The 12,900-nt window shown below is 42.8% G+C and carries 12 protein-coding genes and 1 pseudogene; 11 read left to right on the forward strand and 2 right to left on the reverse strand.

Annotated features, from left to right (window positions below):
• Window positions 1–116 precede the first annotated feature (116 nt).
• On the forward strand, window positions 117–821 hold the full coding sequence (locus AC6CHU_RS08000; RefSeq protein WP_159867210.1) for a gamma-glutamyl-gamma-aminobutyrate hydrolase family protein: 705 nt from the start codon (window positions 117–119) through the stop codon (window positions 819–821).
• 48 nt (window positions 822–869) lie between these two features.
• Here AC6CHU_RS08000 and AC6CHU_RS08005 read toward each other — a convergent pair whose 3' ends face one another.
• Window positions 870–1,763 carry a LysR family transcriptional regulator gene (locus tag AC6CHU_RS08005; protein ID WP_498121102.1) on the reverse strand — a complete coding sequence of 298 codons (894 nt, stop codon included), beginning with the start codon at window positions 1,761–1,763 and terminating at the stop codon, window positions 870–872.
• A 139-nt stretch (window positions 1,764–1,902) separates the two neighbouring features.
• On the opposite strand from AC6CHU_RS08005, the gene ystJ reads away from it, so the two are divergent.
• From ystJ to AC6CHU_RS08040, 7 genes and pseudogenes are all read left to right on the forward strand, one after another.
• Window positions 1,903–3,108 (forward strand): NADP-dependent malic enzyme, encoded by a 1,206-nt coding sequence (gene ystJ, locus AC6CHU_RS08010; RefSeq protein ID WP_159867216.1) that lies wholly within the window; start codon window positions 1,903–1,905, stop codon window positions 3,106–3,108.
• Window positions 3,109–3,245: 137 nt separating this feature from the next.
• The gene (locus AC6CHU_RS08015) at window positions 3,246–3,542 is read left to right on the forward strand and encodes a hypothetical protein (protein WP_159867219.1); all 297 of its coding nucleotides are present in this window, start codon (window positions 3,246–3,248) and stop codon (window positions 3,540–3,542) included.
• A gap of 174 nt (window positions 3,543–3,716) precedes the next feature.
• Window positions 3,717–4,670 carry an ABC transporter ATP-binding protein gene (locus tag AC6CHU_RS08020; RefSeq protein ID WP_251282889.1) on the forward strand — a complete coding sequence of 318 codons (954 nt, stop codon included), beginning with the start codon at window positions 3,717–3,719 and terminating at the stop codon, window positions 4,668–4,670.
• Window positions 4,667–6,184 carry an osmoprotectant update ABC transporter permease/substrate-binding subunit OpuFB gene (gene opuFB, locus AC6CHU_RS08025; RefSeq protein WP_498121105.1) on the forward strand — a complete coding sequence of 506 codons (1,518 nt, stop codon included), beginning with the start codon at window positions 4,667–4,669 and terminating at the stop codon, window positions 6,182–6,184. The genes AC6CHU_RS08020 and opuFB overlap by 4 nt, the downstream gene beginning before the upstream one ends.
• 88 nt (window positions 6,185–6,272) lie before the next feature.
• Window positions 6,273–6,347: pseudogene (locus AC6CHU_RS08030) on the forward strand (hypothetical protein); the annotation flags it as partial.
• 136 nt (window positions 6,348–6,483) lie between these two features.
• Entirely contained in the window at window positions 6,484–6,819 is a 336-nt protein-coding gene (locus AC6CHU_RS08035) for a hypothetical protein (protein WP_285868417.1), read from the forward strand.
• 129 nt (window positions 6,820–6,948) lie between these two features.
• A complete protein-coding gene (locus AC6CHU_RS08040) occupies window positions 6,949–8,223 on the forward strand; it encodes an L-cysteine desulfidase family protein (RefSeq protein WP_498121107.1) in 1,275 nt (424 codons plus the stop codon).
• Between the two features lie 70 nt (window positions 8,224–8,293).
• Here the strand turns inward: AC6CHU_RS08040 and AC6CHU_RS08045 are convergent, their stop codons facing one another.
• Window positions 8,294–8,989, reverse strand: a complete 696-nt coding sequence (locus AC6CHU_RS08045; protein WP_498121109.1) for a response regulator transcription factor — start codon at window positions 8,987–8,989, stop codon at window positions 8,294–8,296.
• 173 nt (window positions 8,990–9,162) lie between these two features.
• Here AC6CHU_RS08045 and AC6CHU_RS08050 point away from each other — a divergent pair, with 173 nt between their 5' ends.
• The 3 genes from AC6CHU_RS08050 to AC6CHU_RS08060 all read left to right on the forward strand — a co-directional run bounded on the left by AC6CHU_RS08050 (window position 9,163) and on the right by AC6CHU_RS08060 (window position 12,784).
• Window positions 9,163–10,809, forward strand: coding sequence for a flavin-containing monooxygenase (locus AC6CHU_RS08050; RefSeq protein WP_498121111.1), 1,647 nt, complete (start codon window positions 9,163–9,165; stop codon window positions 10,807–10,809).
• 62 nt (window positions 10,810–10,871) lie between these two features.
• Window positions 10,872–11,816, forward strand: a complete 945-nt coding sequence (lipP1, locus tag AC6CHU_RS08055; RefSeq protein ID WP_498121113.1) for a LipP1 family hormone-sensitive lipase — start codon at window positions 10,872–10,874, stop codon at window positions 11,814–11,816.
• Window positions 11,817–12,508: 692 nt separating this feature from the next.
• Window positions 12,509–12,784, forward strand: a complete 276-nt coding sequence (locus AC6CHU_RS08060) for a hypothetical protein (protein WP_251282895.1) — start codon at window positions 12,509–12,511, stop codon at window positions 12,782–12,784.
• The last annotated feature ends 116 nt before the right edge of the window (window positions 12,785–12,900 follow it).

Raw genomic sequence — 12,900 nt, forward strand, 5'->3', positions numbered from 1 at the left:
CCAAAGATGGGCAGCCTTTTTGGTCTTCGCTTATTACCTTTTTATTGCAGATCGGTAGGACTTCTTCCAGGTTTTGTAGAATAATCTCCTTAAACTACATATCCAGGGGTGTAAAAATGAAACCAATAATAGGGGTTACTTCAAATTTAGATGACAAGCAGCTTACCGTTTCAATGGATAATATCCATTCATTATTAAACGCTGGAGCCGTACCGGTTGTTGTCCCTAATCTGTTGGATGATGACAAAATTGACAAATTAGCTGAAACCCTTGACGGGCTGCTGCTTACGGGAGGGGGGGACATCGACCCAACACTGTTTGGTGAAGAACCCCATCAAAAACTGGGCAGTATTTGTCCTGAAAGAGATATATTTGAAATCAGCCTAATTCAAAAAATGCTCGCTCGTGATAAACCAATTTTAGCCATATGCAGGGGCTGCCAAATCCTCAGTATTGCTCTTGGCGGTGATATGTATCAGGACATCTACTCCCAAATGAGCGAACCCCTGCTTCAGCATGCCCAAAAAGCCCCACGCTGGCATGCGACTCACTTTGTGAATGTAAAAAGAGAATCTCTCCTGCACAAAGTAACTGGAATGCAAAGCTTTAAAGTAAATAGCTATCATCATCAGGCTGTTCGCAAAATGCCAGACGACTTTGAGGTTTGTGCCGAAGCAAATGATGGTGTCATTGAGGCTTTTGAGAGTAGCAAACATAACTTCGCGTTAGGGGTACAATGGCACCCTGAATGCATGACACAAAAAAATGATTCCCCTTCAAAGGCTATATTTAAGGCATTTGTTATGGCTTGCTCGCAATAGTTTTAGAATGTAAAGCGCCGTCGCACTCTTAACCTGCGCGACGGCGTTTCACTGTCCTTCCTTCAAATAAGTCTCCGCACTGGTGATAAACTCCCGGACCGCAAAGGATAAGTACTTATTTTTTTTCCAGATCATCCCGAGCTCTAAATTAACAGCAGACTCAGAGATTGGCAGAACCACAAGGTCATGGCAGTTTATATTTTTACAGATTTTGCTGGGAAGCATGGTGACCCCCAGTTTCCCTCCAACCATTCCCAGCAGGAAGTCTTTTTGCGAGCTTTCACAGACGATATTAGGCTGAAAGCCGCTCTTTAAACATTCCTCAATAATTAAGTCATAAAGGGTGAAATCCTTCCGGTAGAGAATAAAAGGCTCTTTGGCTAATTCTGAAAAATGCACTTCCGTTTTGGAAGCAAGCTTGTGTTCCCGGTGGATAATGAGCATTAAGGGGTCCTTTAGGACTTTGATTATTTCAAAGCTGCTGCCATGAGCCGGCACCGTGCAAATAAGGCCGATATCCAAGGTGCCATCTTCCACTCCTTTTTTTATCTTCTTCGTGCCGACTTCTGTTAATTTTATTTCGATCAATGGGAACTTTTCTTTATACTGGCTGATAAGCTTCGAAAAGAAGGCGGCGCCGACTATGGGAGGTATGCCTATTTTGATTTCACCGCCCTTCAGCTCCATTAGATCTGTTAATTCCAATGTCAGGTTCTGAAATGCCTCAAGCACTTTTTTCGCATTGATTAATACTGCTTTTCCAGCATCCGTTAATTCAAGCTGCTTCGATGACCGATAAAAAAGCGGTACCCCAAGTTCACCTTCGAGATTTTTAATGGCTTTGCTGATGGAAGGCTGGGTGACATGCAGGGTCTGGGAGGCTTTTGTGAAGCTTAAGTGCTGAGCAACTTCAGCAAAATATTCTAAATGACGGATATCCATTCACTTCACTCCCTTCGTATAGCCAAAAGGCATAAGGATTATAGATTATATGTATTTCATTTATGAATGCGACTCATTATATAATAATCTACAATAAATACTGAAAATTAACAATATTTAATAAAGGGAGATGGATAGAATGGATTTGCAAAAGGAATCTCTGCTTCTTCATGAGAAGTTTCAAGGAAAGTTAACAGTTGATGTAAAAATGCCGCTAAATAGCATGAAAGATTTAAGCTTAGCCTATTCCCCAGGAGTGGCAGAGCCGTGCCGAAGAATCCATGACCAGCCTGAGAAAGTCTATGACTATACCATTAAAGGAAACTTAATCGCCGTAGTCTCTGACGGAACATCGGTGCTCGGACTTGGGGATATTGGCCCTGAAGCCTCCATGCCTGTTATGGAGGGGAAAGCTGCACTATTTAAAGCATTTGCCGGGATTGATGCGGTTCCGATTTGCCTTGATACGAAGGACCCAGAAGAAATCATTAAAACAGTCAGGCTGCTGCAGCCTTCTTTTGGGGGCATTAACCTGGAAGACATCGCGGCACCAAATTGCTTTTACATTGAAGAACAGCTGAAGCAGGAAATGAACATCCCGGTTTTTCATGATGATCAGCATGGAACTGCTATCGTAACTGCAGCCGGTTTAATCAATGCACTGAAGCTTGCCGGCAAAAAAATGGATGAAATAAAAATCGTAATCAATGGAGCTGGTGCCGCAGGAATTGCCATTATCAAGCTTCTCCTGAATATGGGAGCAAAAGATATCATCATGTGTGATACAAAAGGAGCGATTTATGAAGGGCGTCAAGAGCGAATGAACCCTGTTAAAGAGTCTGTTGCGAAAATTACCAATTCTGGAAAACGCAGAGGGCCGCTTGAGGATGTGATCATTGGTGCCGATGTCTTCATTGGTGTCTCCTCTGCCGGTGCCTTAACAAAGGAAATGGTCGAGACAATGAGTCCGGATTCCATTATATTTGCCATGGCCAATCCAGTTCCTGAAATCATGCCGGATGAAGCGAAAGCTGCAGGAGCCAAAGTCGTTGGCACAGGCAGATCCGACTTGCCGAATCAGGTGAATAATGTCCTCGCATTCCCTGGAATTTTCCGGGGGGCACTGGATGTCAGGGCTACTGAAATAAATGAAGAAATGAAAATGGCAGCTGTTGAAGCGATTGCCGGATTAATCGATTCTACAGACCTGACACCTGATTATGTAATACCAGGCCCCCTCGACAGCCGGGTTGTCCCTGCGGTAAGGGACGCAGTAATAAAAGCAGCCCAGGAAACAGGTGCAGCCAGAATTGAAATTAGAGAGAACCACATAATAAGCCAATAGAATGAAATCAGCATGGGGAGGCATGTTCAAGTAAAAAACATCATAGTATCCAAAGTATAAAGCTGCTGGTTTTGCCATTGGGAATGAATTAATCACTTTCGTCAATTTGAATTTATTGAAAAGGGAGACTGATACCGATGAAAGTACACGAAGTAATTGAGACGCAGGAAATGTTCCGTGGTGAAATCATTGATAACTATTATGTTATTTATGAGCAAACAGAAAACAAAGTCTATGAAAATCGAAACAATCATCTGTTCCAGCAGGAAAAATTTTTAGAGGAGACCGTAAATATTTTTAAAGGAAATCCGCATTCCACCTTAAAGAAAGTAAAAGCCTATCCCATTAGCCATCTTGGATATGGGGATATCCGCGAAGCAATCACAAATGACTTTCCGGACCTCTTTAAGAACCTTAAAAAATCTTCAGCATAATTACAGGCAGCCTCCAATAAAATGGAGGCTGCTTTTTCTTTGGACTTTTAAAATGGAAATGTTTCCTGTCTATCTGTATGGTAGTATAAGCAAAAAAGAAAATGAGGACAGGACCGTTTTTCGGGAATTTTAAAGGGAATAATCCAGATGTAAACATATTTGAGAGGTGGAGCAATGATTAAGTTTGACAATGTGTCGAAACAGTACCGGGATGGTACTAAAGCAGTAGATTCAATCAATTTACATATAAAAGAAGGCGAGTTCTTTGTGATTATAGGTCCGAGCGGTTCCGGGAAAACCACCGTTCTGAAGATGATTAATAGGCTGATTCCTTTGACAGCGGGAACGATTTTCATAAATGGAAAACGGATCAGTGACTATGATATTCATGAGCTTCGCTGGGATATTGGCTATGTTCTTCAGCAGATAGCCCTTTTTCCTCATATGACAATTGGAGAAAATATCTCGATTGTTCCCGAGCTTAAAAACTGGGAGCAAAAAAAAATTAAAGAACGGATTGATGAGTTATTGGAAATGGTCGGATTGGCGCCTGACATATACCGGAGCCGAAAGCCGCATGAACTTTCAGGAGGACAGCAGCAAAGGGTGGGTGTAACAAGAGCACTTGCAGCTAACCCTCCAATCATCCTGATGGACGAACCTTTTAGTGCGCTGGATCCCCTAAGCAGGGAAAAGCTTCAGGATGACCTAATCAGCCTTCAGAAAAAAATAAAGAAAACGATTGTGTTTGTCACACATGATATGAAGGAAGCTTTGAAGCTCGGTGACCGCATTTGTGTCATGAAGGATGGGGAAATCGTCCAAACTGGCACACCTGAAGAGCTGCTTGCACATCCGGAAAACGAATTTGTCAGGCAGTTTGTCGGGGAAGAGCATGGACCGTACATAGAGGGATTCAGCCTTCATGATATCCTTCTGCCGGTTACAGAAACAGGACAGCAAGGAATAGTCATTTCAGCCACCGCTTCATTTGAAGAAACACTTAGCTTATTGTCAGTTCATGATGAACTTGCTGTCGAAGAGGACGGGAATATCATTGGCATGGTCAACAGGCAGGCCGTTATTCGTGAACTTGCCGGAAGCATGAAGGATGAGGTGAGGTCATGAATGCCTTTATCTCTGTTATAAATGAAAGGAAAGGGCAGCTATTCAGTGTATTGATTGAGCATATACAGATTTCACTTATTGCTTTATTCTTTGCAGTCCTGATTGCAATCCCGCTTGGAATTTATCTGACTAAGAAGCAAAAAATCGCAGAGGGGATCATTGGGGTGACGGCCGTATTGCAGACTGTGCCCTCATTAGCCTTGCTTGGCTTGTTGATTCCCTTATTTGGGATAGGAAAGGTGCCTGCCATTATCGCACTAGTCGTATATGCCCTTCTGCCCATTCTGAGAAATACATATACAGGCATAAGAGAGGTGGATGATTCCATAATTGAAGCCGCTAGGGCAATGGGGATGAAGAGAAGCAAAAGGCTCATGAAGGTAGAGCTTCCTCTTGCCATGCCGATCATTATGGCCGGCATTCGGACAGCAATGGTGCTAATCGTGGGAACTGCTACTCTCGCTGCTTTAATCGGAGCAGGAGGACTGGGAGAACTGATTCTCCTAGGAATCGACCGAAATAATACGGCACTGATTGTTCTTGGGGCCATACCTGCAGCCATATTGGCAATCCTTTTTGACATGCTGCTGCGGCGATTCGAGCATTTGTCTTTCAAACGGTCGATCACTGCATTGGGAGTCTTCATTGGCGCAATGATACTGGTTATGGCTATTCCGCTGCTGACAAATAAGTCTGAAGAGAAGATTGTTATTGGAGGGAAGCTTGGTTCAGAACCGGAAATCCTGATCAATATGTACAAATTGCTGATTGAGAATGAAACCGATCTTAATGTTGAGTTAAAACCAGGTTTAGGAAAAACATCCTTCGTCTTTAATGCTCTGAAGTCAGGCAGTATTGACGTGTATCCTGAGTTTACCGGCACAGCCATTGCTGAATTTCTAAAAGAGTCAGCGGTAAGCACTGAACAGCAGGAGGTTTACGAGCAGGCGAGAAAAGGAATGAAGGATCAGTTCAGTATGATGCTGCTGAAACCGATGGCATACAATAATACATATGCGCTGGCTGTACCGAAGAAATTCTCTGAGGATTATGGCCTGCAATCCATTTCGGATCTAAAAGCTGTCGAGCAAAGCATTAAGGCCGGCTTCACTCTTGAATTCTCGGATCGGGAAGATGGCTATCGGGGCATTCAGGAGCTGTATGGCCTGGACTTTCCAACTGTTTTAACCATGGAGCCCAAGCTGCGCTATGGTGCAATTGAAAAAGGTGAAATCAACTTAGTGGATGCTTATTCTACAGATAGTGAAATCGCAAAATATAACCTCACTGTTCTTGAGGATGATAAAAATCTGTTTCCTCCCTATCAGGGAGCCCCGATTTTGCGAGAAGAAACCGCTGAAGAGCATCCTGAGCTTGTCAAAGCCTTAAACAAGCTGGATGGAAAGATCACCGATGATGAAATGCGTGAAATGAACTACAAAGTAAATGTTGAAGGTGTGAGTCCTGAAGAAACTGCAAGAGAGTATCTTGAGGGGGAAGGATTGCTGAAATAAATCGGATTGAACAGGAAATTATCGAATATATTAAACCACATTCAACAGCCCCGGTTTTATTAATGGGGCTGTTTTTTGTTCTCAAACGGCTAAGCCAGTTCTTGCAGTGCAGGGTATTTTTACCTTTATCGCAGGGTGGAACAGCTTCCTTTGGCCGCTGATTAAAATGGAAAAAATAATCTGCAAATGGTCAGGAACATCAAGTTTCCTTCCTTTTTTAGGTGTTAAGAGCGAGCTCTCTTTCATAAATTCTTCTTAACAGAATGATAAGAAAGGAGCGAATTTTTGTGGCCCCTGAAATGCAAAAAGCAACATTACTCGCTGAAAATATTAATGACTTTTTGACATTCCTGAGTAAAAACCTCGAAAAAAATATCTTTTATATGGATACTGATAAAATAAGACAAATCCAACTGATTGCTGAAGACTTTAAGTTTCATATTCTTGCAAATGAGCTGATCAGGATCAATCGCTTTGTCTGGGATCCGAAGTACACAAATTATTTGGTGGACCGGTTTGTAAAAGGCCTGACCATTATTGATGAATATGTACAAAGGAACTATAACAGCCTCTTTATGGTGACGGGCAGATTATATACATTGAAGAATCTAAGTTCATTATTCAGCAAAGGGTAAAAAAACAAGGTCCTGGTTTACTGAATCCTAAGGGTATTATGGTGGAAGTAAATTTTCCCTCTCTTCATTTTTAACTATATGAATTATAATAGTTTAAGTTCATTTATTTTAATCATTAGGGGTATGAAAATGGAGAAGCATAAAATCTTAAGAATTCTGGAAAAAGAATTAGTGGTTGCCCTTGGATGTACGGAACCTGTTGCGATTGCACTCGCTGCAGCAACTGCCAAGAGTTATGCTAAAGGGGAAATACAAGAGCTTTGCTTGAAAGCGAGCGGAAATATCATCAAAAATGCCAAATCAGTCGGAATTCCCGGCATGAGTTCATATGGTCTGGATTTCGCAACGGCAATTGGCGCTGTGGCAGGGGATCCTGCGAGAAAACTGGAAGTATTAGCGGGAATGGGTCCTGAAGATGAGCAGTTGGCATTAAAACTTATTGAAGAAGGAAAAGTAACTTCACTCCAAGCTGAGACACCGAAAAGGCTTTACATTGAAGTGATAGTAAAAACTGATATGCAGACTGCCAGAGTGGTAATCTCTGATAACCACAGCAATATTACTTTAATTGAGGTTGATGGCGAAGTTATTTATCAGGGCGGATGTGAAAATATAGGAATCCAATCTGAAGAAGAAGAATTAATTGCACTCACCATTGATGAAATATATGAATGGGTGCTGGGTGTGGAAATCAGCTCCCTGTCACTTGTGAAAAAGAGTATAGAGCTCAACAGGGTCATTGGGCTGGAAGGCTTATCAGGCGAATATGGCCTAAAGGTAGGGAAAACGATCAAGAGAAATGTGGAAATGGGGATTTTATCAGATGATATTGCTACTGCAGCAATGTCTTTAGCTGCAGCCGGGTCAGATGCGAGAATGGCAGGATCAACACTGCCTGTAATGGCAAATACCGGAAGCGGCAACCAGGGCATCGCAGTCACTCTTCCAGTTGTTGCTGCTGCAGAAAGACTGAAGGTCACAGATGAGAAAATGATACGGGCAGTGGCACTCAGCCATCTGATCACCATTCATATAAAATCCAAATTTGGCCGGCTTTCGGCTTTATGCGGTGTAACGGCTGCGGGAATGGGGGCAAGTGCAGCCATCGTTTATTTACTGGATGGGCACCTTCAGCAAATTAAAGCGGCCATTCAAAATACAATTGGCAATGTATCCGGAATGATCTGTGACGGAGCAAAAGCAGGATGTGCAATGAAAGTGTCTACCTGTTCCAATGTAGCTGTGCAATCTGCCCTTCTTGCACTCAACGATCAGGAAATTAAATCAACCGATGGATTTATTCATGATGATGTTGAGAAAAGTATCGAAAGCTTCTGTAAATTAGGAAATGAAGGCACCCGTCATACGGATGAACTGATATTGAAATTGATGATGGAGAAATAAACAGCCAAAATGGCCCCTCTCTTTATTATAAGATGGGGCTTTTTGGTGCGGCTGGGGATCATGTGTAAAATTATGAAATCATCCCTCGACGAAACATCTCCGCAATGGCTTGAGTCCGGTTTTGAGCTCCCAGTTTTCTGATGGCTGTTTTAATATACTGGTTGATGGTAACTTCACTGATAAACATGGAATCAGCCATTTCCTTTATGCTTTCCCCCCAGGAAATCTTTTTCATAACCTCCATTTCTCTTTTGCTTAATAGGCGGGCATCTTCTTTTCCTTCCGTTTTTTCAAGGATTTTTCCTATGTTCTGACCAAATTGAGTATATGTAGAAAGCTGCTGAACCGAAATATGTGCATGATCATCAAATTCGTTTGTGCAAATATACCCGATGGGAACAGCGCCAAAGCAGATGGGGATAGCCAGGAAGGAGTTGACATTGGAAGTTGTAATGTATTTTATATTTATTTGCTTCAGGTATTCTATCCCCGAACAATATTTTGCTTTTCTTTCATAGAGGGCAGAATATATAAGCGGCAGTGAACGAATATCATCCCTGATATCTCTGATATGTATTAGTCCATGGCATGTAATTGCAATGATCCCTTCACCAATAAAACCTAAAGGGGAATAACGGAATAAATAGGCGTTTTTAACAGGGAAAATGTTCATATAAACCTCTAGAATTTTATACAGCTTTTCTTCATGACTCTCGACACCTTCTAAATTTTGGATATTACCTAATATGGTAGATTCAATTGCCACATTAACACCTTCCTTATAGGGTAATTATATATAGAAAATTGTGAATATTCAATATAAACGAATGATAGTAAGCTTAAAATAGAAAAAAGTATAAGCACTGGAAAGGAGGATCAATTTAAAAGAAAAAATGTAATCGCTTTCAATTGAACTAATATCATGAGGAGGAAGAAAGAATGTCATCATTTCAAAAATCGAACTCTCTCACGGATTTTGATGCTGTTGTCGTTGGTGCTGGTTTTTCTGGATTGTATATGCTGCATCGTTTGCGGGAGGCTGGTTTTTCCACCCGGGTATTTGAAGCAGGCGATAATGTAGGCGGCACATGGTATTGGAATCGTTATCCCGGCGCAAGATGCGATGTTGAAAGCATCTACTATAATTACACGTTTTCTGAGGAACTGCTGAAAGAATGGAGCTGGTCGGCAAAATACGCTGAACAGCCTGAGATATTAAGCTATATAAACTATGTAGCAGATAAGTTTGATCTTCGGCGTGATGTGCAATTCAATACAAGGGTGCAATCCGCAAAATTTGATGAGAAGAATAGAAGGTGGGACGTCCAATTAAATAATGGCGAAAAGGTATCTGCTCAATATTTTATTACAGCTGTAGGGTGCTTGTCAGCGTCCAATGTGCCTAAATTTAAAGGGCTGGAAAACTTTAAGGGCGAATGGCATCATACCGGCAACTGGCCGCATGAAGGAGTAGATTTCACAGGAAAGCGGGTTGGCATCATTGGCACAGGCTCCAGCGGTATCCAGGCCATTCCTGTCATTGCAAAAGAAGCCGGGCGCCTGACTGTATTCCAGCGGACTCCGCAATACAGCAGCCCTGCCAGGAACACGCCGAATGATCCAGAACACTTGAAGAATATCAGGGAAAATTACGGGGACATAAGAGCAAAAATGCGCCATTCCATTACCGGAATACCGGAGGAGCCAAGAAATGTTTCCGTTTTTGACGAATCCCCTGAAGAAAGGCAAATAGTTTTCGAGGAAGCCTGGAAAGAAGGAGGACTGCTTAAACTAACTTACGCATATAATGACCTGTCCATATCTCCGGAAGCCAATGCGATCGTAGCGGAGTTCATTCGCTCTAAAATCCGCGAAACGGTTAATAATCCTGAAGTGGCTGAGAAACTCCTTCCAAGGTTCTATTATGGCACTAAACGGACCATCATAGATACAGATTATTTTGAAACCTATAACCGTGATAACGTATCGCTGGTGGATGTAAAGAAAGCCCCGATTCAGGAAATTACCGAAACAGGTGTTAAAACTTCGGATGGTGAATATGAGCTTGACATGATCGTGTTTGCCACAGGCTTTGATGCGATGACAGGACCTTTGTTTAAGATCGATATCCGTGGAAAAGACGGCGAATCTTTGAAAGAGAAATGGGCAGGCGGCTCACAGACCCGCACCTATCTTGGCCTGGGCACAGCTGGTTTCCCGAATATGTTTATGCTGACTGGACCTGAAAGTCCGTCTGTTTTAAGCAATATGATGGTTTCAATTGAGCAGCATGTGGAATGGGTATTTGACTGCATCAGTTATATGCGCGAACAAAACCAGGCTGTTATTGAAGTGAATGAAGAGGCGGAAAATACATGGAGCAAGCATTGCCGTGAAATCGCCGATCAGACTCTATTTACCAAGACAGACTCCTGGTACATGGGTGCGAATATTGAAGGGAAAGCCCGAGGTTTTCAAATCTATCTTGGCGGTGTAGGAGCCTATCGGAAGATTTGTGAAGAAGTCGCCGAAAAAGGCTATGAAGGTTTTAGCCTGACAGCATCTGAAAAGAGTGCTGTTAAATAAAGGGCTTAAATTGGGCAGGTATTCTTTCAATATATTAATAAATTAATAGGGGGAAAATAATTATGGCATTAGATGCGCAGGCAAAGTTTTTACTGGAACAAATGGAGGCAGCAGGAGCACCGCCGATGAGCCAGCTATCACCAGAGGAAGCTCGCCTTACCACTGATTTTAGCGCTCTGGCTGGTGAACCGGAGGAAGTAGGAAAGATTGAAAATAGAAAAATTCCGGGACCCGGAGGGGATATACAGGTTCGAATTTATACTCCTAAAGGAGAAGGTCCATTCCCTGCGCTCGTATATTATCACGGCGGCGGCTGGGTAATCGGTGACCTTGAGACAGTAGAGGTTCCTTGCAGGCTATTAACAAATTTGGCGAATTGCGTGGTCGTTTCGGTGGATTACAGGCTGGCTCCGGAACATAAATTTCCTGCTGCTGCAGATGATTCGTACGCTGCAGCCAAGTGGGTGGCTGAAAATGCAGAATCGATTAGGATAGATCCCAACCGCATTGCGGTGGGCGGTGACAGTGCAGGCGGAAACCTTGCAGCCGTTGTGGCTCTCATGGCAAGAGACAAGGGTGAAATCTCATTAGCCTATCAGATGCTGATTTATCCGGTAACCAACCATTCATATGCAACAGAGTCCTATACCGAAAATGCAGACGGCTACCTGTTAACAAAAGACAGCATGGAGTGGTTTTGGAATCACTATCTGCAGAATGAGGAAGACGGGAAAAACCCATATGCCTCTCCGCTGCAGGCAAAAGACTTGAGCGGACTGCCTCCGGCATTGGTTTTAACGGGAGAGTTTGACCCGCTGCGTGATGAGGGAGAAGCTTACGCTGAGCGTTTAAAAGAAGCTGGTGTGCCGGTTGAATCCAAACGGTATGACGGCATGATCCATGGCTTCTTCTGGATGCCGGGTGTACTGGAACAGGGAAGAAAATCTATTGAGCAGGCGGCAGATGCGTTAAAGCGTGTGTTCCAGGGAAGTATCGCTTCGAAATAATAGAGATGCAGACTGGACACTTCTGAATGGGGAGTGTCCTTTTTTGTGTTATTTTGTAATTAATTTATTGCTAGATTACTGGAAGAGTTCATTGGTGAGAGAGCGGTAGCCAGGGAGGGTTAATGACTACGAAAATGGAAGAGAGGCAAAGAAAATGGTCACCATGAAAGGGGTATGACGACGAAAACAGAAGAGAGTAGAGGAAAATGGTCGCCATAGAGGGGGCATGAGGACGAAAATGGAAGAGAGGCAAAGAAAACGGTCGCCATGGAAGGGGTATGACGACGAAAACAGAAGAGAGTAGAGGAAAATGGTCGCCATAAAGGGGCATGAGGACGAAAATGGAAGAGAGGCAAAGAAAACGGTCGCCATGGAAGGGGTATGACGACGAAAACAGAAGAGAGTAGAGGAAAATGGTCGCCATAAAGGGGCATGAGGACGAAAATGGAAGAGAGGCAAAGAAAACGGTCGCCATGGAAGGGGTATGACGACGAAAACAGAAGAGAGTAGAGGAAAATGGTCGCCATAGATGGGGGCATGAGCACGAAAAAGGAAGAGAGGCAAAGAAAACGGTAGCCATGAAAGGGTTATGACGACGAAAACAGAAGAGAGTAGAGGAAAATGGTCGCCATAGAGGGGGTATGAGGACAAAATGGAAGTGAGGCAAAGAAAATGATCACCATGAAAGGGTTATGACGACGAAAATAGAAGAGAGTAGAGGAAAATGGTCGCCAAGGAGGGTTCATGAGGACGAAAATGGAAGAGGGATGAAGAAAACGGTCACCATAAAGCATTATAAAACTGCTAAAAAAGAATACCCTCAACATAAAATCTTAGATAAATGTTTCTCTCAATCCTGTTTCCACCTCTCAATTTGGGGTAATCGATTTCCTGTTATTCCATTTTTACCTTCCTCTATTGCCTATCAAGATGCTCTTTATCCTATTTTCAAGAAAATTTTCAGTTAAAAACAAGTAATTCAGTAGCAATGTCCCTCTTTTATTACCCCAATTTACTGCTCACATCTCTCCCCTTTATTATGAAAATAGTAAGTATTCTTACTTTTCTACTAATTAAAGAGCAG

Source organism: Cytobacillus sp. GQ23 (genome assembly GCF_059758675.1).